Origin of the sequence: Nocardioides stalactiti, from assembly GCF_014180715.1 — a bacterium.
In the GTDB taxonomy this organism is placed as follows: Bacteria; Actinomycetota; Actinomycetes; order Propionibacteriales; family Nocardioidaceae; genus Nocardioides; species Nocardioides stalactiti.
Genome location: NZ_JACEFC010000076.1, coordinates 1 through 22818 on the forward strand (window position 1 = coordinate 1; position 22818 = coordinate 22818).

At 71.9% G+C, this 22818-nt stretch carries 26 protein-coding genes and 1 pseudogene; 12 read left to right on the plus strand and 15 right to left on the minus strand.

What is annotated here, in order from left to right; translation table 11 throughout:
- Together H0487_RS22920 and H0487_RS14890 are read right to left on the minus strand one after the other, a co-directional pair.
- On the minus strand, positions 1-182 hold a 182-nt coding region (locus H0487_RS22920; protein ID WP_220793439.1), incomplete at its 3' end, for a zinc ribbon domain-containing protein.
- A 61-nt stretch (positions 183-243) separates the two neighbouring features.
- Positions 244-690: a hypothetical protein gene (locus tag H0487_RS14890; RefSeq protein ID WP_183095019.1), complete on the minus strand. Its 447-nt coding sequence runs from the start codon at positions 688-690 to the stop codon at positions 244-246.
- Between the two features lie 197 nt (positions 691-887).
- Here H0487_RS14890 and H0487_RS14895 point away from each other — a divergent pair, with 197 nt between their 5' ends.
- Positions 888-2222: a glycoside hydrolase domain-containing protein gene (locus H0487_RS14895; RefSeq protein ID WP_183095020.1), complete on the plus strand. Its 1335-nt coding sequence runs from the start codon at positions 888-890 to the stop codon at positions 2220-2222.
- Between the two features lie 173 nt (positions 2223-2395).
- Here H0487_RS14895 and H0487_RS14900 read toward each other — a convergent pair whose 3' ends face one another.
- From H0487_RS14900 to H0487_RS14915, 4 genes are all read right to left on the minus strand, one after another.
- A complete protein-coding gene (locus tag H0487_RS14900; protein WP_183095021.1) occupies positions 2396-2839 on the minus strand; it encodes a DUF3817 domain-containing protein in 444 nt (147 codons plus the stop codon).
- 3 nt (positions 2840-2842) lie between these two features.
- Complete coding sequence (gene purQ, locus H0487_RS14905) at positions 2843-3511, minus strand: phosphoribosylformylglycinamidine synthase subunit PurQ (protein ID WP_183095022.1); 669 nt, start codon at positions 3509-3511, stop codon at positions 2843-2845.
- Between the two features lie 67 nt (positions 3512-3578).
- Positions 3579-3824 carry a phosphoribosylformylglycinamidine synthase subunit PurS gene (gene purS / locus H0487_RS14910; protein WP_183095023.1) on the minus strand — a complete coding sequence of 82 codons (246 nt, stop codon included), beginning with the start codon at positions 3822-3824 and terminating at the stop codon, positions 3579-3581.
- Between the two features lie 9 nt (positions 3825-3833).
- The gene (locus H0487_RS14915) at positions 3834-4745 is read right to left on the minus strand and encodes a phosphoribosylaminoimidazolesuccinocarboxamide synthase (RefSeq protein ID WP_183095024.1); all 912 of its coding nucleotides are present in this window, start codon (positions 4743-4745) and stop codon (positions 3834-3836) included.
- Positions 4746-4831: 86 nt separating this feature from the next.
- On the opposite strand from H0487_RS14915, the gene H0487_RS14920 reads away from it, so the two are divergent.
- Entirely contained in the window at positions 4832-5902 is a 1071-nt protein-coding gene (locus H0487_RS14920; protein ID WP_183095025.1) for a sulfotransferase family protein, read from the plus strand.
- 45 nt (positions 5903-5947) lie between these two features.
- On the opposite strand, the gene H0487_RS14925 is transcribed toward H0487_RS14920, so the two are convergent.
- A complete protein-coding gene (locus tag H0487_RS14925; protein WP_183095026.1) occupies positions 5948-6862 on the minus strand; it encodes a hypothetical protein in 915 nt (304 codons plus the stop codon).
- A gap of 125 nt (positions 6863-6987) precedes the next feature.
- On the opposite strand from H0487_RS14925, the gene H0487_RS14930 reads away from it, so the two are divergent.
- Genes H0487_RS14930 through H0487_RS14945 form a run of 4 tightly spaced genes read left to right on the plus strand, consistent with a single transcriptional unit; the run spans position 6988 to position 10496 of the window.
- Positions 6988-7416: a hypothetical protein gene (locus H0487_RS14930; RefSeq protein ID WP_183095027.1), complete on the plus strand. Its 429-nt coding sequence runs from the start codon at positions 6988-6990 to the stop codon at positions 7414-7416.
- Positions 7417-7446: 30 nt separating this feature from the next.
- Complete coding sequence (locus H0487_RS14935; RefSeq protein WP_183095028.1) at positions 7447-8973, plus strand: alpha/beta hydrolase family protein; 1527 nt, start codon at positions 7447-7449, stop codon at positions 8971-8973.
- Between the two features lie 13 nt (positions 8974-8986).
- Entirely contained in the window at positions 8987-10132 is a 1146-nt protein-coding gene (locus tag H0487_RS14940; protein ID WP_183095029.1) for a hypothetical protein, read from the plus strand.
- A 43-nt stretch (positions 10133-10175) separates the two neighbouring features.
- Positions 10176-10496: an antibiotic biosynthesis monooxygenase family protein gene (locus H0487_RS14945; RefSeq protein WP_183095030.1), complete on the plus strand. Its 321-nt coding sequence runs from the start codon at positions 10176-10178 to the stop codon at positions 10494-10496.
- 3 nt (positions 10497-10499) lie between these two features.
- Here H0487_RS14945 and H0487_RS14950 read toward each other — a convergent pair whose 3' ends face one another.
- From H0487_RS14950 to H0487_RS14960, 3 genes are all read right to left on the minus strand, one after another.
- A complete protein-coding gene (locus H0487_RS14950) occupies positions 10500-11111 on the minus strand; it encodes a hypothetical protein (protein WP_183095031.1) in 612 nt (203 codons plus the stop codon).
- Positions 11108-11695: an RNA polymerase sigma factor gene (locus H0487_RS14955; RefSeq protein ID WP_183095032.1), complete on the minus strand. Its 588-nt coding sequence runs from the start codon at positions 11693-11695 to the stop codon at positions 11108-11110. Before H0487_RS14955 ends, H0487_RS14950 begins: the two co-directional genes overlap by 4 nt.
- Positions 11696-11767: 72 nt before the next feature.
- The gene (locus H0487_RS14960) at positions 11768-12691 is read right to left on the minus strand and encodes an oxygenase MpaB family protein (protein WP_183095033.1); all 924 of its coding nucleotides are present in this window, start codon (positions 12689-12691) and stop codon (positions 11768-11770) included.
- A gap of 103 nt (positions 12692-12794) precedes the next feature.
- Between H0487_RS14960 and H0487_RS14965 the strand changes: the two genes are divergently transcribed.
- The gene (locus H0487_RS14965) at positions 12795-13430 is read left to right on the plus strand and encodes a TetR/AcrR family transcriptional regulator (protein ID WP_183095034.1); all 636 of its coding nucleotides are present in this window, start codon (positions 12795-12797) and stop codon (positions 13428-13430) included.
- 7 nt (positions 13431-13437) lie between these two features.
- Here the strand turns inward: H0487_RS14965 and purB are convergent, their stop codons facing one another.
- The 4 genes and pseudogenes from purB to purD all read right to left on the minus strand — a co-directional run bounded on the left by purB (position 13438) and on the right by purD (position 17359).
- Positions 13438-14871, minus strand: a complete 1434-nt coding sequence (gene purB / locus H0487_RS14970; protein ID WP_376766685.1) for an adenylosuccinate lyase — start codon at positions 14869-14871, stop codon at positions 13438-13440.
- A 41-nt stretch (positions 14872-14912) separates the two neighbouring features.
- Entirely contained in the window at positions 14913-15440 is a 528-nt protein-coding gene (locus H0487_RS14975) for a Uma2 family endonuclease (RefSeq protein ID WP_183095036.1), read from the minus strand.
- A 128-nt stretch (positions 15441-15568) separates the two neighbouring features.
- Positions 15569-16015, minus strand: coding sequence for a GNAT family N-acetyltransferase (locus tag H0487_RS14980; RefSeq protein WP_312855958.1), 447 nt, complete (start codon positions 16013-16015; stop codon positions 15569-15571).
- Between the two features lies 1 nt (position 16016).
- Positions 16017-17359 (minus strand): annotated as a pseudogene (gene purD, locus H0487_RS14985) (phosphoribosylamine--glycine ligase).
- Between the two features lie 125 nt (positions 17360-17484).
- Between purD and H0487_RS14990 the strand changes: the two are divergent.
- From H0487_RS14990 to H0487_RS15000, 3 genes are all read left to right on the plus strand, one after another.
- Positions 17485-18492: a hypothetical protein gene (locus tag H0487_RS14990; protein ID WP_183095037.1), complete on the plus strand. Its 1008-nt coding sequence runs from the start codon at positions 17485-17487 to the stop codon at positions 18490-18492.
- 102 nt (positions 18493-18594) lie between these two features.
- Positions 18595-19188 carry a hypothetical protein gene (locus H0487_RS14995; protein ID WP_183095038.1) on the plus strand — a complete coding sequence of 198 codons (594 nt, stop codon included), beginning with the start codon at positions 18595-18597 and terminating at the stop codon, positions 19186-19188.
- A 510-nt stretch (positions 19189-19698) separates the two neighbouring features.
- Entirely contained in the window at positions 19699-20577 is an 879-nt protein-coding gene (locus H0487_RS15000) for a hypothetical protein (protein WP_183095039.1), read from the plus strand.
- A 26-nt stretch (positions 20578-20603) separates the two neighbouring features.
- Here the strand turns inward: H0487_RS15000 and H0487_RS15005 are convergent, their stop codons facing one another.
- Positions 20604-21500: an alpha/beta fold hydrolase gene (locus H0487_RS15005; RefSeq protein ID WP_183095040.1), complete on the minus strand. Its 897-nt coding sequence runs from the start codon at positions 21498-21500 to the stop codon at positions 20604-20606.
- 105 nt (positions 21501-21605) lie between these two features.
- On the opposite strand from H0487_RS15005, the gene H0487_RS15010 reads away from it, so the two are divergent.
- Positions 21606-22169, plus strand: coding sequence for a TetR/AcrR family transcriptional regulator (locus tag H0487_RS15010; RefSeq protein ID WP_220793440.1), 564 nt, complete (start codon positions 21606-21608; stop codon positions 22167-22169).
- 80 nt (positions 22170-22249) lie between these two features.
- Positions 22250-22818: protein kinase (locus tag H0487_RS15015; RefSeq protein ID WP_183095042.1), on the plus strand; the 569-nt coding region annotated here is incomplete at its 3' end.

Consider the following 22818-nt stretch of genomic DNA (forward strand, 5'->3'; position numbering starts at 1 on the left):
GGGGGGCCCGCGGGCGGGAATGCCGTCGGCGGGGCGGCGGGCGGAACGGCTGCGGGCGGGAAGGCGGTCGGGGCAGCGGGCGGCACAGCCGACGGGTCGGCCCCGTAGGCCTGGCCGCAATTGCGGCAGAACTCGTCGCCCTCGTGCACCCGCGGCTCCCCGCAGGACCAGCAGTTCCCCATCCGGCCACCCCTTCGTCGCGCGCCGGAGCGGGCACTCCGCCCCCGTCGCAGGAGCGCGAGCCTAGTCCGTCGCGGGCGGACCTGTGGGCAACCTCAGCAGACCGCTGCGACCGGTGAGCGCGACCGCGACCAACGCGGCCAGGACCCCGCCCAGAGCCACCACCGCGCCGGGTCCGAGGTTCGCGCCGTCGGCGCCCGAGAGGCGCACGACGAGCGCGAGGACCCCGACGGACCCGAGGACGAGGGCAGCCAGCCGGACCGCGGCGAGCGCCCGGCCAGCGAGCCCGACCACCCCGACGAGGACGATCCCTGCGATCGACGGGACCAGCAGCACCAGCGCGGCGTAGGACGGGACGACCGCGTCGACCCTCCCGCTGCGGGCCAGCTCGACGGCGTCGAGCAGCGAGCTCGCGGACAACGCGCCCTCCGCCGTCCACGGCAGCAGCAGGGCGGCCAGCCAGCACCCCCCTGCCACCACCGAGGAGAGCAGGACGACGACCTTGGGCACCTGCAGACCGTACCGATCGCTCGGCAGCGCTCGCGGTCGACACGATCCGGCGGATCGACCTGACAGCCGGAGATCCTCCGGCACGGAGCGAACTACACCGTTGTAGTTCGCCGCTACCACTGTTACTGATGTGAAAGTTGTGACTATCGTGGCGTTTCCGTCCCACCTTTGTGCCCGTTCGTCCGTCTGGAGCTGAGATGTCTGCCCGGTCCGTCGTCGCTGCCGCCGCCCTGGCGTTCGCGGTGGCCCTCACCCCGTTCCGACCGGCTGCGGCCGACCCCAACCCGGTGACCCCTGGCGACTTCCGCGGCTACGGGTTCGACCAGTGCCTGGCGCCCACGCAGCGGGCGATGGACACGTGGCTCAACCACTCGCCGTTCCTGTCCGTCGGCATCTACATCTCCGGCGCCTCGCGCGCGTGCCGCGACCAGCCGAACCTGACCCCGGCGTGGATCAGCACGCAGCTCCGCAAGGGCTGGCGGCTGCTGCCGATCACGCTCGGCCCGCAGGCGTCGTGCAGCACCCGCTTCCCGCGCTACGGCAACGACCCGGTGATCGTCGCCCGCCCGGGTGCCGACGGCACCTACCAGGCGGCCCGTCGCCAGGGCCGTGCGGAGGCCGTGTCGGCGGTCGCGGCCGCCGACGCGTTGGGCATCGGGCCGGGCAGCACCCTGTGGTACGACCTCGAGGGCTTCGACGACACCAACCGGAACTGCCGGGAGTCCGCGCTCGCGTTCATGAGCGCGTGGACCAACAAGCTCCACGGCCTCGACTACGTCTCGGGCGTCTACTCCAGCGCCGGCTCCGGCATCGAGGCACTCGACGACGCCCGGGTCGAACGCCCCGGCACCTACACGATGCCCGACATGATCTGGATCGCCCGCTGGGACGGCGTGGCCAACACGTCGACGCCGTACGTCCGAGACGACGGCTGGCTGCCCGGCGGCCGGGTCAAGCAGTACGAGGGCGGCCACGACGAGACGTGGGGCGGGGTCACCATCAACATCGACCGCAACTTCCTCGACGTCGGCCGCGGCAGCTATGCCGCTCCCGAGACGCACTGCGGCGGCGTCAACCTCGACTTCGCGCGCTTCCCGGCACTGCGCGAGCCGACCGACGGCCGCGCCCCGGCCGCCAACAAGGTCAAGGCCCTCCAGTGCCTGCTCCAGGAGCGCGGCGTGTACGACGACAAGATCTCCGGCCGCTACTCCCCCGCGACGATCGCGGCGGTGCAGGCGTGGCAGGCCGACCGCGGCTTCCCGGTGAGCACCACGTGGAGCCCGGCCAACTGGGTCGCCGCGTTCGCCCAGGGCATGGACTACGCGCAGAAGGTCGGCTCGACCGGCTTCCACGTGCGCCGCGTCCAGCGCGCCCTCAACGCCGCCGACCCCACCCTGCGTCGCACGGTCGACGGCATCTTCACCCGGACGACGGCGGCCGACGTCCGGGCCTACCAGCGACGTGTCGGCATCTCCGCGACCGGCATCGTCAACCCGACCACCTGGGAGCGGCTGCGTGCCGGCCGGGCATGAGGCCCGGCCGGCACCAGCGACACCCTGCCCCGCGACAGCCCGCCGACGTGCACCGGCGCGCTGACCGGATGTAACACGCTGTCCGCCATTCCGGCAGGACGTTGGCGTCCCTTCGACCCCGTTGCGACGGTCTCCAAGAGGCGAGGACGGCGTGTGACAGCCGGGCCGGTCGATCAGCCGACAGGCGGACCGGCGAGCAGTGCGATGCCCGTGAGGGCGGCCACTGCGACGACGAAGCCGACGATCGCCTGACGGTGGTGGCGCAGCAGCCAGCACACCGCGCGCTGCGCCGCGGTGGGGCTGTCCTCGCGGGAGTGCCACGCGTCGTCGAGACCGCCCAGCTTCTCGACCCGGCGCTCGAACCAGACGGTCGCGAGCGGCGGGACGGCGGCGGCGAGGCCGAGCACCAGCCGGCCGCGCGACCAGCCCTGGTCCACCCCGATCACGACGGTGGCGAGGCAGTAGGCGATGAACGCGACACCGTGGATCGGGCCGGCGACCTGGACGCCGACCTCGGTGGTGCCGACGGCGTACTTGACGAACATCCCGGCCAGCAGGCAGACCCAGGTGATCGCCTCGGCGACGGCGAGGGAACGGAAGACGCGGAGGGGGGTCATCGGTCAGGCGAAGGTCGCCGCGGCGAACGACGTGAAGAAGCCCAGTCCGTCGGTGCCCGAGCCGGTGAGCTCCTCGACCGCGTGCTCCGGGTGCGGCATCAGGCCGACCACGTTGCCGCGCGCGTTGGTGATGCCGGCGATGTCGTTGAGCGAGCCGTTGGGGTTGACCTCGAGGTAGCGGGCGACGACCTGGCCCTCGCCCTCGATCCGCGCCAGGGTCTCGGCGTCGGCGACGAAGCCGCCCTCGCCGTTCTTGAGCACGACGGTGATCTCGGCACCCTGCTCGTACGACGACGTCCACGGCGTGCGGTTGTTCTCGATCCGGAGCTTCTGGTCCCGGCAGACGAACTTGCGGTGGTCGTTGCGGATCAGCGCACCGGGCAGCAGGTGGGACTCGCAGAGGATCTGGAAGCCGTTGCAGATGCCGAGGACCGGTAGGCCGGCACCGGCGGCGCGGACGACCTCGGTCATGACCGGCGCGAAACGCGAGATGGCACCGCAGCGCAGGTAGTCGCCGTAGGAGAAGCCGCCGGGCAGGACGACCGCGTCGACACCCTTCAGGTCGGCGTCGGCGTGCCAGAGGGCGACCGCCTCGTTGCCGCCGATCCGGACGGCGCGCTGGGCGTCGACGTCGTCGAGCGAGCCCGGGAAGGTGACGACCCCGACCTTCATTCGGGGCCCCCGCGGCGTTGTTCGACGGAGGAGCGAAGCGGGGGAGGCGAGGAACGTCGTGGGGTGATCATGCTTCGACGCTCACGACGTAGTTCTCGATGACCGGGTTGGAGAGCAGCGTCTCGGCCATCTTCTCGACCTCGGCGAGGACGGCGGGCGTCACCTCGCCGGCGACCTCGAGCTCGAAGCGCTTGCCCTGACGGACCTCGCTGACACCGCTGAAGCCGAGCCGCGGGAGAGCCCCCAGCACCGCCTTGCCCTGCGGGTCGAGGATCTCGGGCTTCGGCATGACGGAAACGACGACTCGGGCCACGCGACGATTCTAGAAGGTCTCCCCGGTCAGCAGCTCGTAGGCCTCGACGTAGCGAGACCGCGTGCGCTCGATCACCTCGGGCGGCAGCGGCGGCGGGGCCTCGCCGGAGGCCTTGTCCCAGCCGGACTCCGGCGAGAGCGCCCAGTTGCGCACGATCTGCTTGTCGTACGACGGCTGCGCGCGGCCGGGCTGCCACTCGTCGGCGGGCCAGTAGCGGGAGGAGTCGGGCGTGAGGACCTCGTCGGCGAGCACGATGGCCCCACCGCGGTCGCCGAACTCGAACTTGGTGTCGGCCAGGATGATGCCGCGCTCGCGCGCGATCTCCTCGGCGCGGCCGTAGACGGTCAGCGTCAGGTCCCGCAGCGCCGCGGCGATCTCGGTGCCGACGGTCCCGACGACGGCGTCGAAGGAGACGTTCTCGTCGTGGTCGCCGAGCTCGGCCTTGGTGGCCGGCGTGAAGATCGGCGCCGGCAGGCGGCTCCCGTCGACCAGCCCGGCAGGCAACGAGATCCCGCACACGGAGTGATCGGGACCGGTGGCGACGTAGTCGAGCAGACCGGACCCGGTCAGGTAGCCACGGGCGACACACTCGACCGGATACATCGCGAGGTTGTCGCAGATCACGGCACGGCCGAGGACCTCGGCGGGGATGTCGGCCGGGTCGGTGCTCACGATGTGGTTCGGGACCAGGTCCTCGAGCTGGTCGAACCACCACAACGACGTCCGGGTGAGGATCTCCCCCTTGTCCGGGATGGTCGTCTCCAGGACGAAGTCGAAGATCGAGAGCCGGTCGCTCGCGACCATGAGCAGCTTGCCGACATGCGGGCCCTCGGTCAGCTCGTAGAGGTCGCGCACCTTGCCGGAGTGGACGTGGCGGGCGCCGGGGAGGGCCGGTGCGGGCGGGATGTTCGCGAGCGTCACGGGCGACAGCCTAGGAGGCGTTGCCGGACACCTTGCGCACGCCTTAGTGTTGTATTTGTAGTAATTCACAGGACTTTGGAGTGCCGATGACCCGCCAGCCCGAGCCCGACTTCCTCCTCGTCGGGGCCCCCAAGGCGGGGACCACCGCCCTGCACACCGCGCTCGCGCTGCATCCGGACGTCTTCATGACCGACCCCAAGGAGCCCAAGTACTGGCTCTGCGACGGTGCTCCGCCGCCGCACTGGAACGGGCCCGGCGACCGCCACTCCCAGCGGGAGTGGGTCTGGCGGCACGAGGAGTACGCCGACCTGTTCCGTGCCGCCCGCCCCGACCAGGTACGCGGGGAGTCGACGCCCTTCTACCTCTGGAGCGAGGGCGCGCACCGCCGGATCGCGGAGAAGCTGCCGCGCGTGAAGCTCGTCGCGGTCGTCCGCGACCCGATCGACCGCGCCTACAGCAACTGGATGCACCTGTGGAGCGACGGCCTCGAGCCGATCGCCGACTTCGAGGAGGCGTTCGCCACCGAGGGCGAGCGGATCAGCGCGGGCTGGGCGCCGTTCTGGCGCTACCGCGAGCTCGGCTGCTACGGCCGCCAGCTCGCGCACCTCTTCACCTACGTCGACCCGGAGCGGATCCTCGTGCTGCGCTACCGCGACATCGTCGACGAGCCGGCGGCGACCGTCGACCGGGTCTCCCGCTTCCTCGGCATCCGCGAGGGCCAGGTGGCCCAGATCCCGCGCGACAACTCCAAGCCGTTCGTGACTCCCGGCTGGCGGCCGACCGTGCTCGGGCCGGTGGTGCGCGCCGGCGCCCGCGCTGCCCAGTTCGCTCCCCCGCAGTACTGGCGCCGGGCGAGCGAGCCGCTCATCTCGCTGCTCGCGGCCGACAAGGGCGCCCACCGGCCGGCTCTCACCCGCGAGCAGCGTCAGCGGCTGCTGCCGTCGTTCGCAGCCGACATCGCCGTTCTCACCCGCGTGACCGGGCACGACTTCACCGACTGGTTCTCGACGGCCGACCGGGGCTCGTTCGCCCAGCGCCAGGGCACCGTGCCTACGGCCGCGACCCCGAGGACCGCCCCGGCGTCGATCACCCCGGCGGTCCCGGCGCACCAGACGATCCCGTCGTCGTACCCGGCAGAAGGATCGCGGATTGCGTAAATCCGGGAACCCGTCTGCCGGGTACGACGCGCTGGAGGGCGGCGCTCAGGCCGCCGGGCGTTGCTCGCCGAGCAGGCAGGTGACGAGGTCGTGGGCGCCGTCGGGCCGCGCGGCCTCGACGTAGAGGCGGGTCCGACCGTCGGGCAGGGCGACCGCGCTCGCGTAGCGCCACGCGCCGTCGGAGTGCGGCGAGCGGATCGGCTCGACGTCCTCTGCGACCAGGCGGCCGCCCTGCCACCGGGCGACGCCCGTGGTCTCGAACCAGTTCGACGCGGCGTCGGGCCGGCCGTCGTAGAGCACCCGCAGTCCCTCGCCGGGCTCACCGGGGAGGATCGTGGTCACCCGCGCACCGCGGGCGTCCCAGCGACCGGGGCGACCGACGAGGACCTCGCCGAGGTCCATCCAGCGCAGGCCGTCCTTGGAGACCAGCCGGTGGGTGGACATCCGGTCCTCCTGTCCGCGGGTCGCGAGCGGGTGGTGGCACAGCCACATCTCCCAGCCGTCTTCGGTCGGGACGACGACCGGGTCCTTCACACCGGCATGGAGACCTCCCCCGTGGACCGGCTGGCGGCGGCCGCCGGGCAGCGCATCGGGCGTCGCGGCGGTGAGACTGTCGACCCACCAGTGCTTGGAGTCGGGGGTCGCGCAGGAGAGGTAGAGCCGCCAGCCGCCCTCGGGGAGCGGCACCAGTGCAGGGCGCTCGAACGACTCGCAGCCGAACGACTCCCGGGCCACCTGGCAGACCTCCTCGAAGTGGACGCCGTCCTCGCTCCTCGCCACGACCACCGCGACGCCGCGGCCGTCGGTGAGCGGGCGCCGTACCCGGTAGGTGAGCCAGAAGGTGCCGTCGACGAGGACCGCGCTCGCCGCACCCGCCCAGTTGCCCGGACCGTCGGCAGGCGCCGCCACCACGAGCTGCGCGTCGTCGTACGTCGGCAAGGGGGGAAGCACGGCCGTCATGTCAACTGACCTTACTACATCAACTTACTCTAGTTAAATCGGAAAGGCCGTGCACCTTGGCCGCGGTCGCAGCGAAGTCGGGGGTGCGCGCCCGCGCCGCACGGCGTGGTGGCACAGTTGTCGCCATGCCGCTCTCGCCCGCAGAGGCCTACGAACAGATCGTTTCTGCGACCCGTCCTGCGCTCCCGGACGGTTGCTCCGAGTGCCAGCGGGCGACGACCGACCGCATCGTGTGGGAGGACGAGTACTGGGTTCTCACCCACGCCGAGCACGACCAGAACGTCGCCGCCGCACTGCTGCTCCAGACCCGTGAGCACAGCCGGGTCGGCCAGCTCGACGACGATCTCGCCTCGCAGTTCGGCCGGATCTCCAACCGCCTGGTGCGGATCGTCGAGAGCTGCCCGCAGGCCGAGTACGTCGACGTGAGCCGCTACGGCGCCGACCGCGGCCACTTCCACGTGTGGTTCTTCGCCCCCGCCGCCGGCGACGGTCCGGCGGACCTCCACACCATCGCGACCAAGCTCGCCAACTGGGGCGGAGACGCCCGGGCGTAGCCCGAAGCGGTGGGAGGCCGTTGAGGTCACGTGACCTGGAACCCCCGCCGCGTCCTGATCGCCGCGTCCCTCGCGGTCGCCGTGCTGGTCACGGGCCTCGGCCCCGCGACCGCGTCCGCCGACCCCACCGACCCGGTGCCGGTCGACTACGACGTCGCTGCCGACCTCGCCGCCATGCGCGCGGCCTACGGGCGGATCATCGAGCCCGGCGGACAGCTCCAGAACCCGGCCTACCTCCCGGCACTCGTCCGCGAGGGCACGGTCGTCAGCACGGCCCAGCTGCTGGCCCAGGCCGCCGACCCGGACCGCCTGTCCCTGACGCCGGCGATGGCCGTTCCCGGGTGGAACGTCGGCAACCCGCTGCGCGCCGGCTGGAACGGCACCCGCGGCCAGTCCCAGACCGTGAAGTTCACCAACCGGTTCGGCGCGCTGCTACGGGGCACCGTCTATGCGCCGCTCCCCCGCGCTCGCGATCCCTACACCGGAGCGCGGCTGACGGCGCCGTACCCCGGCGTCGTCATCACGCCCGGCTCGGTCGGTGGTTCGCAGGGGATGTACCGGTGGCTCGCGCAGGACCTCGCCGAGCGCGGCTACCTGGTCCTGCTCTACGACGTGCAGGGGCAGGGCACCAGCGAGACCCTGCCGCGCGACCCGAGCTCGGCGTTCCCGTTCTGCAACCCCTTCAGCCCGGCCCAGGGTGACCCGGCGACGGGCACCCAGGAGATGACCGGCTGTCCGGGCGTCCCGTTCCAACAGCTCTCCAACTTCACCACCGGCACGGTCGACGCGACGGACTTCTTCCTCTCCACGCCGACCGCGCCGTACCCGAACCCGCAGGCGGGCACCACCGTGGTCGACGCCTTCAACCCGTGGTGGCGACTGTGGGACCGGACCCCGATCCGCAACCCGCGCACCCCGGGGCGCACCACCCGGCTCGCGATCGTCGGGCACTCGATGGGCGCGTCCGCCGTCTCCCTCGTCCAGGGGTACGACGACCGCGTGGCCACCGTCGTCGCCCTCGACAAGCTGTCCGCCCGCTCCTCCGAGCCCTCCGGCCAGGGCGAGGTGGACCCGGTGGTCCCGGCCCTGGGACTCCAGGCCGAGTACGGCTTCACGGTGACCCCGTGGTTCCTGTCGGGCGGGTCCTCGATCGTCCCCGCGCCGTCCCCCGAGGGTCCCGACCCGAGGCGTGAGCGGGCGACCGGGTTCGACACGTGGAGCGCTGCCGGCCTCGACTCGATGGTCGTGGTGCCGCGGTCGAGCACCCACCTGGAGTTCACCGACATCCCCCTGGTGCTGCCCGCGAGCCGGTGGGGGCAGGCCCTGAGCAGCGCCTACACCCAGCTGTGGCTCGGGGCCTACCTCAAGGGGACGACGCCGACGAGCGCACTGCTCGCGCCGCGCCTGCGCTACCTGGAGCCGGTCGGCCACGGTCGCTGGAAGGCGGTCGTCCTCGAGCGCGACACCCTGCTCAGCGAGCGCTACTGCTCGGCGTACCACCTCGGAATCTCGGGACGGATCCGCTCCGACCTCGATATCGTCGGGGTCGGCTGCTGACGGAGGTCCCACCATGCCGACGACGACCCGCTCCCCTCGCACCTCACACCTGCTCGTGAGCCTGGCCCTGGCGGTCGGGCTCGCGGTCGTCGCTCCCGGTGCACCCGCGCCGGCGGGCGTGCTGGCGACGTGCAACGGCGAGGCGCCGACGATCTTCGGGACCGAGGGCCCCGACACCCTGACGGGCACGGCCGGTCCGGACGTCATCGCCGGGCTCGGCGGCGTCGACACCATCACCGGCGCGGGCGGCAACGACGTGATCTGCGCCGACGAGGACTTCGAGCCCGGCACCGACGGCGGCACCGTCAAGGGCGGGGACGGCTCCGATCACCTGATCGGCGCCGCCGGTCCCGATCGGCTCGAGGGCGGCGCCGGACGGGACCTGCTGTTGGGCAACGACGGCGACGACAAGCTGTTCGGCGGAGGCGGCAGGGACGGAGGCGACGACGAGCTGCAGTTCGGGCTGGTCGGCGGCGCGGGCGACGACGACCTGTTCGGCGGTCCCGGTGACGACTCGCTCTTCGGCAGCGACGGCAACGACGCGCTGGACGGGCAGGGCGCCGACGACGACCTGTCGGGCGACTCCGGCATCGACGTGCTCCTCGGCTCCGGCGGCTCCGACATCCTCGCGGGAGGTCCCGGCGCCGACAACATCGACGGCGACGTGGGTGGCGACAGGATCTTCGGCGGTGCCGATGACGACCGGGCCAACGGTGGCCCCGGTGACGACCGCCTCGAGGGCGGGACCGGCAACGACGTCCTGCAGGGCGGCGACGACGACGACGACCTGTTCGGCAATGTCGGCACAGACATCCTCAACGGGGGTCCGGCCACCGACTCCTGCAACGGCGGCGGGCAGGACGGCGACTCCTCGCGCAACTGCGAGCGCGGCGACGACGACGAGCCGCCGCCGGCCCCGGACGTGGCGGTGGTGCGGATCGGCTCGCGCTGTCGGCCGCTCCCGACGCAGGTCGAGATCCTGGTCGGCGGTGTCGTCCAGTTCCGCAACTCACTCGCCGAACCGGTCCGACTCACCTTCGACGCCGGCACGATCGCCGTCCCGGCACGCGGCCGCCAGGCGGTCCGGTTCAACCGGGCCGGCACGTTCGACTACCGGTGCCAGCCCGGCGTGGGACGCGGCCGGATCGTCGTGGACTGACCAGCGACTCCGGGGCGTCGCACCGCCCCCTAGGCTCGGTCGCATGTCCGTCGTGAAGATCAACGCCATCCACGTCCCGCCCGGTGCCGGCGCGCACCTCGAGGAGCGGTTCGCCGCCCGGGCCGGCGCTGTCGAGGGCTCCCCCGGCTTCCTCGGCTTCCAGCTGCTGCGGCCGGTCGCCGGCGACGACCGCTACTTCGTGGTGACCCACTGGGAGGACCAGGCGTCCTTCGACGCGTGGCGGGAGGGCTCAGGGATGGCCGCGCACGCCGCGAAGCCCGGCGAGGAGCAGCAGAAGCCGGTGTCGAGCGGGGCCGACCTGCTCGAGTTCGAGGTCGTCCTCGACGTCAGGCCGGCCCGCTGAGCATCACTTCCGGTGCAGCTCCTGCAGGCGCCGCGGTCCGACGCGGATGACCTCGCAGTCGCGGTTGACCGCCACGTAGCGCCGACGCTCCTCCAGCAGGTAGAGGACGAGGCCGCCGTCCTTGTCGCGCCGAGCGACGCGCGGGAGACGTCGGATCTCGTCGCCGTCCAGCCGGCGGAGCAGGCGGGCGCACTCCCGCAGGGTCGACACCTTGCCGATCCGGACGTCGGCGCGTCGTACGTCGTCGGGCTCGGTCGTCGGCTCCTCGGTCGGCTCGGTGGCCGGCTCGTCCGTCGGGTCCGGGGCGGACGTCGGGTCGCTCGCGGTCGCCTCGACCGAGGAGGCGGCGACCGTGCGATCGCCGTCGCCGTCATCACCCCCGGCGGTGACGGCGGCCCACGCGCCACCGGCGACGAGGGCCAGGGCGGCGACGATGCCGACGGGCACCAGGACGCGGCGGGACGGACTTGCAGTGCTGGCTGCACCGGGCTGGGACACGATCTCCTCCAGGAGCTCCGCACGTGCGTCGTGGAGCGGCCAGACGTCGAACAGGTCCCGGGGATAGGGGTCGCGGCCCGCGAGCGGGTCGGCCCCCAGGGGCGGGTGGTCGGTCATCGGCTCTCCCCGATCACGTGCTCGAACGGGACTACCTGGACATGTCCGGCCCCCTCCGGGACGTCACACCCCGGCTCGGCCAGGTCGCGGAACCGCTGACGGGCGCGCGCCAACCGCATCCGCGCCGTGCCCGCAGCGATGCCGAGGACCTCGGCCGCCTCGGTCGGCGTCAGCCCGTCCCACCCGACGAGCATCAGCAGCTCGCGGTCGTCGGGCCGCAGCCGGAGCAGCACCTGCCGGACCCGGTCCCACTCCACGACCCCGGTCGCCGGGTCGGCGACGACGTCGTGGGTGAGCGTGTCCCGCAGCCGGCCGCCGAGCCGGTGGCGGCGGGGCAGACCGCGGTGGTAGTTCGACAGGACGTGCCGCGCGATCCCGAACAGCCACGGCCGACCGTCCCCCGGCGGCGCCTCGTCGTAGCGTCGCCAGGCCACGAGGAACACCTCGCTGACGACGTCGGCGGCGTCAGCCGGCTGCTCGACCCGGCGCAGGGTGTAGCCGAGGACGGCGGCGAAGTTGCCGTCGTACAACGCCCGGAAGCGCAGCTCCCGGTCGCGTCCGTCCGCCCCGGAGGATTGGGTCATGCCCTTCCATGTCCGGCTCCCCACGCAGCGTCACCCCCTCGGTGGCACCACGGTAACGGCCGCGGGCGCCGGCTACGCCGAGACGGAAAGAGGGCCGTAGGGCGGGTCGACGTCGGAGACGCCGGGAATGCTCACGCCGCCGCGGGAGAGGAGCTTCTTCTCGCCGCGCTGCACGACCTTGTAGAACTCCGCGCTCCGGCCGCTGAGCAGCGGAGTGCGGGCGAGCAGGGGCACGCCTCCGTGGGCCAGTCGACTGGCGCGGCTCACCGCCTGCCAGGACGCCTCATCGCGGATGCCCCACGGAATGCCGTAGTGCTCGCGCGCGACCGGCGGGAGGCTGCCCTGCACGACGGTCGCCAGCGCCGGCGAGCTCACCGGACGGAACGGCAGGGCGTAGCCAGAGGTTCCGGCGAGGTGGCGGCCGATCAGCCGCGCCTCGTCGGTGAGGAAGGGCTCGTCGGAGACCAGCCAGGCGTCGTACGTCGCCCGGTGCTCCGCGTACGTCGACGGCGCACCTGAACGCGGCATGCCGAAGAGCTCCGCCCATGCCACGAACCCCTCGAAGAGCTCCTCCCGCTCCCGGTCCTTGAGCCGGCGCACGAGGGCGTCGTACATGAACTCGACGGAGTCGAGGGTGAAGGCAGCCGTCCACCACATCGACCGAGGGTCGGCGGCGCTGTAGGTCGACCCGACGGGATAGGCCGGGCCACCGTCGACGCCCATGGTCCCCCGCACGGTGGCGTGCCGCTTGGCCGTGAAGGCCAGGGCGCGGTCCGCCTCCTCCTTGGTGCCGAGGAAGACCGCCTCGAAGAGCCGCGCCGTCAGGCCGAGGCGGGTGTAGGGCGACTGGCGGTGCGTCGTGTGCTGGGCCGTGCCGACGAACAGGTCGGACTTCAGGGCGCCGAGAGCGAGCGCCCGCTGGCCGTACGTGAGTCCGACTGCCCGCGCGCTGAGCGCCTTGACCACCATGGAGTCCGGAGCGAAGTAACCCGACATCGTCGTCGATCCCTTTCGAGCCATATCTGGCAATGCGATCTTCCAGAAACGAGGATGGCACCGTCGCGCCTATCTGGCAACGGTTTCTGCCAGAATCGTGGCCATGGCCACACCGACCCGCGCGTACGGCGGACTGTCGGCCGAGCAGCGGCAGGCCGAGCGCCGCGCACGGCTGCTCGACGCCGCGCTCACCGTGATCGGCGAGGACGGCACCGCAGCGCTCACCGTCCACCGGGTGTGCCGGACGGCTGGCCTCAACGAGCGCTACTACTACGAGAGCTTCCCCGAGCGCGACGACCTGGTCCGCGCCGTCGCCGAGGACGCCGGGAGTCGGCTGATCCTCGCGCTGACGGCGACGATCGCCACCACGCCCGACGACCCCCGGACACAGGCGACCGCGGTGATCGGCGCGGGCATCGACCTCTTCTCCGGCGACCCCCGTCTGGGCCGGTTGATGGTCGAGTCAGCGGGCCACCCGGTGCTCTCCGAGGTCCGCACGGGCCTGACCACCGCGCTCCTCGGGATGATCGTCGAGCGCGGCCTCACCACGCTCAAGATCGAGCACACCCCCCAGGTCGACAAGGACGCGACGTTCGCCGCGACCCTGCTCCTGGGCGGGATGATCGAGGTGCTCACCGCGTGGACCGCGGGCACCTTGCAGCTCGACCGCGACGAGCTGGTCGAGCGCTGCGTCGAGGTGTTCCTGCTGATCGGCGACCAGGCGGTCCGGCGCTCCTAGCGGGCAGCTACAGGATCGCGCCCGGGTTGTACGCCGCGGCGGCCGGGTAGCGCTCGACGACCGCAGCGACCTGGCGGCACACGGCCTGGCTCTGGGCGACCGCGGCGCCGGTGAAGGTGATCGGGTCGGCCACCAGCGACGCGAGCTGGTCCGCGGTCAGGCCGAGCCGCTCGTCGGCAGCCAGCTTGGCGAACACGTCGTTCTCCGCCTGGCCCTTGCGCATCGCCAGCGCGGTGCCGACGGCCGCCTCCTTGATCGCCTCGTGGGCGGCCTCGCGGCCGACCCCGTTGCGCACCGCCGCCATCAGCACCTTGGTGGTGGCGAGGTAGGGCAGGTAGCGGTCGAGCTCGCGCTGGATGACCGCCGGGAAGGCGCCGAACTCGTCGAGCACCGTGAGGAAGGTCTGGAACAGGCCGTCGACGGCGAAGAACGCGTCGGGCAGCGCCACCCGTCGTACGACGGAGCAGGAGACGTCGCCCTCGTTCCACTGGTCACCGGCGAGCTCGCCCACCATCGACAGGTAGCCGCGGGTGACGACGGCGAGGCCGTTGACCCGCTCGCAGGACCGGGTGTTCATCTTGTGCGGCATCGCCGACGAGCCGACCTGGCCCTCCTGGAAGCCCTCGGTCACGATCTCGTTGCCGGCCATCAGCCGGATCGTGGTGGCCAGGTTGGACGGCGCCGCCGTCAGCTGGACGAGCGCCGAGAGCACGTCGAAGTCGAGGCTGCGGGGATAGACCTGACCGACGCTCGTGAGGACGCGCTCGAAACCGAGGTGGCCGGCCACCCGCTGCTCGAGGTCGGCCAGCTTGTCCTCGTCCCCGCCCAGCAGGTCGAGCATGTCCTGGGCCGTGCCCATGGGCCCCTTGATCCCGCGCAGCGGGTAGCGGCCGAGCAGGTCCTCGATGCGGTCGAGCGCGATGAGCAGCTCGTCGGCGACCGTGGCGAACCGCTTGCCGAGGGTGGTCGCCTGGGCGGCGACGTTGTGCGAGCGTCCGGCCATCACGGTCAGCTCGTGCTCTGACGCGAGGCGCGCGAGCCGGGCGAGGGTGGCGACGGCGCGGTCGCGGAGCAGCTCGAGGGACTGCTTCACCTGGAGCTGCTCGACGTTCTCGGTGAGGTCGCGCGAGGTCATCCCCGCATGTATGTACTGCAGAGCGATGTGCTCGTGGCTGGCCAGGGCGTTGAACTCCTCGATCCGCGCCTTCACGTCGTGGCGGGTGATCCGCTCCCGGGCCGCGATCGAGCCGAGGTCGACCTTCTCGACGACGTCCTCGTAGGCCTCGACCACACCGGCCGGCACGTCGATGCCGAGGTCGCGCTGCGCCTTGAGCACCGCGATCCAGAGCTGCCGCTCCAGCACGATCTTGTGCTCGGGGGACCAGATCTCAGCGAGGTCGGCCGCGGCGTAGCGGGTGGCAAGGACGTTCGGGACGGTCACGTGCCTCATTGTCCCACGGCGAGCGGACCCGCCCGAACTCCTCAGCCGTCGAGGAGATCGAGCAGGTTCACGACCACGACGCCGTGATCGCCGATGGCGACCTCTCCGACGGGCGTCAGGTCATCGAAACGGGCCAACCCCACCCACCGGCCGTCGACCAGCTGCTTGACCTCCAGGGAACGCTGCGCCGGGTCGACGATCCAGTACTGCTCGATCCCGGCAGCGGCGTACTCGGGCGGCTTGCGGACCAGGTCCTCGGAGCGGGTGCTGGGCGAGAGCACCTCGACGACCAACACCGGCTGCTCGATGAAGAGCCCTTCGGGCTGGGTGGTCGCGAGGGCGTCGGGGATCCGCACCCGATTCTCGGGGAGCTTGACGTTGCCGCCGCTCGACCCGTAGAGGCCATCGACAGCGTCGAACAGGTTGGCCAGCTTGCGCGCGACGCGCTCGTGTCGCCATACCGGGTCCGGGCTCACGACGGCCATCCCGTCCACCCACTCATGGCGGGGATGTTCGGGCGTCGCGAGGTACTCCTCCCACGACATGGGAATGCGCTGCAGGGCCTCCATCGGTCCTCCTGAGAACAGCGTGGACACATCAATGCTCCCTTGCATCATGACCCGCGGATCGGGCCAGACGAAAGGATCACTCAGGGAAGTTGGATTCGGAACCGACGAGAGCGGTTGTCCACAGAGCCCTACGGAACGGGCCGCACCATGACCAGCTCGCCGTCGCCGTTCGTGCCGCGGATGGTCGTGAAGCCGGCCTTCGCGGCGACCCTCAGGCTCGCCTTGTTGTCGGGGGCGATGCTGGCCCGCACCCGGACGCCTTGGCGGTCGCAGTGGGTCAGCGACCACAGCAGCGCCCGGGTCGCGATGCCGCGCCCGCGGACCTCCGCGACCAGGCCGTAGCCGACCTCGACCTCCGGCACGCCGTCGTCGGCAGGGGTCGGCGGCCCGAAGAAGCCGATCGAGCCGGCGACCAGGCCGTCGACGACGATCGACCGCGGGCCCCACGGGTCGTTCTCCGTCCAGACGGCGGTCGCGTCGACGTCGTCGTCGCGCGGGAACGAGGGGTGCCAGCCCGGCATCCGCTCACCCGACCGCAACGCCGTGACCGTGGCGGCGTCCCAGAGCGGCAGCACCTCAGGAGTCCTTGACCGACGCGCCCTCGACGACACCGAGCGGCTCCGCCGCGATGTCCGTACGACGCTGCAGCCCGTCGAACGTGATCAGGTCGGCAGCGGCATAGGCCCGCGCCCGCGCGTCGGCGACGTCGTACCCGACGGCTCGGACGGCCAGCACCCGGCCGCCGGCCGTCACCAGGTGACGGTGGTCCGGGTCGCCCGGCTCCGGGGCGGCGATGATCGCGGTGCCCGCATGGATGACGTCGACGTCGTTGACGCCGTTGGCGTTGCCGACACCGCGGATGACGTCGCCCTTCGACGAGGACTCGGGGTAGCCGGCCGACGCGAGCACGACGGTCACAGCAGCGCCGTCCGCGAACACCGGCGCCGGCACCTCGTCGATGCGCCCCTGCGCCGCCGCGTGCAGCAGGGTGCCGAGCGGCGACGTGAGCATCGCGAGCACCGGCTGGATGTCCGGGTCGCCGAACCGGCAGTTGAACTCGATGACCCGCGGACCGGCGTCGGTCAGCGCCAGGCCGACGTAGAGGCAGCCGACGAACGGCGCGCCGCGCCGGACCATCTCGTCGAGCGTCGGCTGGACGACCTGCTCCATGACGACGTCGGCGAGGTCGGCAGGCGCCCATGTCAGCGGCGAGTAGGAGCCCATGCCGCCGGTGTTGGGGCCGAGCCCGCCGTCGAAGATCCGCTTGAAGTCCTGGGCCGGCTGGAGCGGGTACGCCGTCCGGCCGTCGCACACGGCGAAGAGCGAGACCTCGGGCCCGTCGAGGAACTCCTCGATGACGACCCGACCGCAGGCCGCCGCGTGGTCGACCGCCTCAGCCCGGTCGTTGGTGACGACGACGCCCTTGCCGGCGGCGAGCGCGTCGTCCTTGACGACGTACGGCGCACCGAGCTCGTCGAGCGCGGCCGCGACCTCCTCGGCCGTCGTGCAGGTGAAGGAGCGAGCGGTCGGCACCCCGGCCGCCGCCATGACCTCCTTGGAGAACGCCTTGGAGCCCTCGNNNCCGCCGCCATGACCTCCTTGGAGAACGCCTTGGAGCCCTCGAGCCGCGCCGCCGCGCCGGAGGGGCCGAACACGGCGATCCCGCGCTCCCGCACGGCGTCCGCGACGCCCGCGACCAGCGGCGCCTCCGGGCCGATCACGACCAGGTCGGCGCCGACCCGCTCCGCGAGGTCCGCGACCGCGGAGCCGTCCATCGGGTCGACGTCGTGCAGGGTCGCGATGGCGCCGAGCCCCGGGTTGCCGGGAGCCGCGTGGACCTCGGTCACCCCGGGGTCGCGGGAGAGGGCGAGGCCGAGCGCGTGCTCGCGGCCTCCAGTGCCGATCACGAGGGTCTTCACGGGCCACGATCCTAGTGACGCCCTGATCGGCAGGATCTGCCGCGCCTGTTCTGGGACTTGGCACCGCGCCGGGCGACGACGAGGCATCATCGACGTTCCGCCACATCAGCCCAGGGGGTCGCTGCATGAGCACATCAGGTCCGGACGACAACACTCCCGCGTCCGACGACGAGGACCGGCCTACCGTCGTCCCGCCCGTCCCGGGAGCGATCGAGGGCCTCGGCGCACTGCCGGGCGCGGCCCCTGGCGCCGCACCCCAGGTCGGCGCCGCGGCGTCGGGCGTCGGGACCGGCGGCGTCGGCGGTGCCGGCGTCGGCTCGGCCGCGTCGGTCGGAGCCGGGACCGGGAGCGCGGGCAGCGCCGCTGGCCTCGGTGGCGCCGGATCGTCGATGGGCACCGCGACCGGGACCGGCGGCGCCGCCCAGGGCGCCACCTTCCTCGGCTTGCCGGTGTGGGTCGCGGGCGGCCTCGGTGCCGTCGTCATCGCCGCGGCCGGGACCGGCGCCGTGGTCGCCGTCGCGGCCGGTGGCGACGACGAACCGTCCTCCTCGGGGTCCAGCCAGGTCTCCGACGACGGTGATGGCACGGGCGAGGACCCGGGCCAACCAGGCGGACCCACGGGGGACCCCGGCGAGACCGGCGAGACCGGCGGGGGTGACCGAGCAGACGAGATCGCCGCGACGGCTCCCGAGGGTCGGTGGACGCTGCAGATCGAGGCGACCCGGTCGACCGCCGACAACTTCTACTCGATCCCCTACGACAACACGCTCCGCCTCGCCGCGGACTGCGGGGGGACCGCCTGCACCGGCACCGTCGGCAAGTGGCCCTACACGTGGGACGGCACGACCCTCACCTTCACCATCCCGCCCGAGATCATCGAAGGCCCGTGCGCCGACGAGGACGGCAACGAGGACCCCGACTCCCACGGCCGGGTCGAGACCACCTGGACCCCCGCTGTCCTCACGCTCTCCAGCACCGACGCCGCCGGCTCCCCGACCGCCTTCACCGGCACCGGCCAGGCCTACTCCCGCGTGACCGAATTGCGCGGCGGCTGCACCAACGGCTTCAAGGGGCACGGCGACGCCACCCCCGAGGCGGACCTGGCGTACACGCTCACCCGCAAGGGCTCCTGAAGAAAGTCGCCGAAGCGGCGTAAGGATCTCGGGCTCCCACACGTCCACCGGGTGACGCAGCGACCGCTGCGTCACCCGCACGACGTACCTCGGGGGTTCTCCATGCAACGAGCAGGCTTCGTCTCCATCGGTCTGGTCGCGGGGATCACCCTCGCGTCGACGGCCACCGGCTGCGTGAGCGACCGCGCCGAGACCGACCACGTGGTCGCGTCGGACACGGCCGCTCCGCCCCGCGAGATCTCCCCCGCACCGCTGCCCTCGAGCGCGTTCCGCCGGTACGACGAATCGGCGAACGAGTGGGATATCGAACGCTTCACCTCGATGACGCAGCTGCTGTCCCGGTCGGACGCAGTGTTCGTGGGCACGGTGACGGGCGGACACTGGGGCACCGAGTACCGCGAGTCGGAGCCTGACTCGCCTGAGGACGTCGACATCCTCCGCGACCTCGTCTTCGAGATCCGGGTCGATCGGAGGATCCGGGGGAATTCAGTCCTTGGAGGGAGCGGGACCGTCGAGGTCGTCATCGATCTCTACGACCCCCGCGAGATGAAGCTCGACCCGCCCGTCGGCGAGCAGGCGGTAGCTGCCGTGGGACAAGGCCATCGCACGGCTCGAGGAGCTGGCCGGGACGTGACCGAGCCACCCGCGCAGCGCCCGCGGCGAAGGCTTCTGAAACTGGTCGCCGAGACGGCGTAAGGATTTCAGTCCCCCGCACGTCCACCGGGTGACGCAGCGACCGCTGCGCCGTTCCTGCGGACAGACTCGGGGTCTTCCTATGCGAAGAGCAGGCTTCATCTTCATCGTCCTGATCACGCTCGCCGCGCACCACGTCGCCAACGCTGTTCCAGCGACCACAGCCACTTACCGCGCCTGCCAGAGTGGCTCCGGCATCTGTCCCACCGATTGCCCTCGCTTCGGCCAACCCGGTCAATTTCTCGCCAACAACCGCCACCACCACGTCGACTTCTTCGACACACGATCGATGACCGGGCCACGGCTCAGTGGGTCCTCGACAACCGATTCCCCGGACTCGGGTCCGCTTGGACATGGGTCGACGGTGCGAGCTACGACGTCCGTATCAGCGACACCGAGTACCCGCACCAAGATTGGTACGGGAAGGTGACCTGCCCCGACCGGGCGACGACCGGCGGATCATCTCCGGTCCGGTGGTGTCACGGTCAGGTCCTCAAGATCAACCTCACCAGGATGGACATGGTTGACACCACGTTTGGCCGTCGTGTCGTGCTGTGCCACGAGTTGGGCCACACAGTTGGTCTGAACCATCCGGATGAGAGGTACGAAGCCAGCACCTGCCTGGAGAACGAGCGAACCCCCCGACAGGTCGGAGTCGTCCGGCTACGACGATGTCGACAAGCTCAACACCGCGAGGGGGTACTGACGATGCGCACAAGGTTCGCCGCAACGCTCCTCCTGATGAGTGTGTCCGGCTGTGCGGCGGACGAGAAGGAGCTCGAGCCGCCATCGTCCGCCGACCAGGTCATCCGATCCGAGGTGGCGACGCCGTCGCCCACGAGGAGCGCCTTTCGGCGCCTTGCCCCGAAGCCCGGTGAGGACGAGTGGGAGATCGAACATTTCACCTCACTGCGGCAGCTGGTCGCTCGATCCGACCTGGTGGTCCTGGGCACGGTCACCGGAGGCCACTGGGGAGATGAGTATCGCGAGTCCGAGGCCGATGCGCCTGAGGACGTGGAGGTTGCCCGCGATCTCGTCTACGAGGTGCGTGTCGACGGGATCATCAGCAGCCGCGGAGGGTCGGCGCCCGCTCGCCTCGATGCGGTCATGGACCTGGCCGAACCTCCCTTCGTGCTCGACCCGCCGACCGGGGAACAGGCGGTCTTCTTCCTGCGCCGGATCGGCGCTCCGATCCCCGGAGTCGATCCCACACCGAGTCCGCGCCTGCTCGCCACGAACCTGTATCGACCTGTGAGCTCCATCGGCGTCCTCGACGAGGACCAAGGCCAGTTGGCGTTCCCGATGGGCGGCGGCGCGGACTGGGCGGTCGACTTCCTGAAGCTGCCGTGGGACAAGGCCATCGCACGGCTCGAGGAGCTGGCCGGGCCGTAGCCCTTGCCAGCTCCTCGTGGGGCCGGTCAGTGCTCGGCGGACTGGTCGGCGGCCAGGCCGTGGCGGGCCAGGAAGGCGAGCGCAGCGTCGGCGACCTCGGTCCAGTGGCTGTCGATCACCAGGGAGTGACCGACACCGGGGATCTCGACCAGCTCGGTGGCGTGGTGCTGGTTCTTGCGCTGCTTCTTGAACGCGGCGTTCGCCATGGCGAACGGGACGATGTTGTCGTTCTCGCCGGTGACGACGAGCATCGGGCCGCGGTCGGCGTTCTTCTTCGCGGCCTTGGTCCGGGCCCACGGGTTGACGTTGGCGGTCGCGGCCTGGAACAGCGGCCGGCCCGGAGCCGGCGTGTGGAAGGTCCGGTACAGCTCCTGTGCCTCCTCCTCGGAGACCGCGTTGGCGAAGCCGTAGCGGAACTGGTCGAAGGTGAGCGTCACGGTCCGGCCGTAGTTCAGCGGGTTGCCGAGCACCGGGAACGCGGCCTTGAGCGAGGAGTACGGCAGCGGCAGCACGCCCCGGCTCGGCGCCGGGTCGATCGTGATGGTGCCGGCGGCGATCCCGCGTCCCGCGATGATCTGGACGAGCAGCCCGCCGAAGGAGTGGCCGACGACGACCGGCTTGCGGTCGAGGCCCGCGATCACCTCGGCGACGTGGTCGGCGACGTCCGCGACGGACGTCCCCGCCAGCGAGTCCGCGTCGGCGTGCGCCGCGTCGTACGACGCGGCGTCGCGCGGCCAGTCCACGGCGACGGTGGCGTAGCCCTCGGCCTCGAACCGCTCCCGCCAGGCGGCCCAGCTGCTGTGCAGCAGCCAGAGGCCGTGGACGAACACGACGGGCTGGCGACCCGAGGCGTTGGCGGCGCGGACCTCGGCGGCCTCGCGGGCGGTGACGGTGCTGGTCGGGGTAGTGGTGGTGGTGTTCATGGCGATCTCCTTGTCGTAAGAGACAGAACGTTCGTTCTGCATGTGGAGAAGCCTGCACCCCTCACGCCGTCTTGTCAAGAACGAACGTTCTGTATGCTGCATCACGTGACCGTCACCTCCGCACCCCGCGACCGCCTGCTCCAGACAGCGGCGGCCCTCTTCTACCGCGAGGGCATCAACGGCGTCGGCGTCGACCGGGTCCTCTCCGAGGCCGGGGTCACCCGCGCCACCATGTATCGCCACTTCCCCGGCAAGGAGGCGCTGGTCGTCGCCTACCTCGAGCAGGAGGACGCCCACCTGCGCGACCTGTTCGCCGCCGCGGCCCAGGCGGCTCCCGACGCGGGACCGCGCGACCTGCTGGCGCTGGTGATCGACGGCGTGGCCGACGACGCGACCCGGCACCACACGCGCGGCTGCCCCTTCATCAACGCGAGCGCGGAGTTCCCCGACGCCCGCGGTGAGGTCCGCGCCGTCGTCCGGCGCCATCGCGACTGGTTCCGCTCGACGCTCGCCGCGCTCGCCGAGGCCGCCGGCGTCGAGGATCCGCAGGCCACCGCCGCCGCGCTCGTGCTGCTCCGCGACGCGATGCTCGTCGGCGCCTACCTCGACGGCGCCGAGGTCGCCGCCGACTTCAGGCGCACGGCCCGCGCCGCCGTCGGGCTCGACTGACCTCGACCGGCCCCGACGATTGAACCTGGGACGGTCGGGCAGACTGGCCGGGTCCACCACACAATCTCGGGAGTGTTCGGATGCAGGTTCTGCCGTCCGGCGATCAGCTGGGTCGCTATCGCATCGATCGGGTCCTCGACGCCGGCCCTGACGTCGTCACCTACGCCGCTGACGACCCCCGGCTGCGGCGGACCGTCGTCCTGAGCGTGGTCGGCTCCGGGGCGACCGGGACCGCCGACCGCACCGCCGAGCTCCGTGCCGCCGCGACCCGGCTCTCGGGCCTCTCCTCCCCCTACGTCGCGCAGGTCCACGACCACGAGGTCGAGGGCGAGCGCGTCTACGTCGTGAGCCAGTACGTCCCCGGTGGCGACCTCGCCACCTGGCTCACCCGGCACGGCCCGCTCCCCCGCCACCACGCACTACGGATCGCCGAGCAGGTCGCTGCAGGGTTGGCCGACGCGCACCGCCATGGCGTCACCCACGACGACCTCGGACCGCGCCACGTGCTGGTCCGCGACCCGGGCACCGACCGTGCCCACGCGTGGGTCGCGGACTTCCCGCTCCTCGATGCGGACCGCGGCAGCGTCGACGGCGACCTCCGCGGCGTCGGTCGCGTGCTCCTCGCCGCGCTCACCGGCGCAGGCCCCGG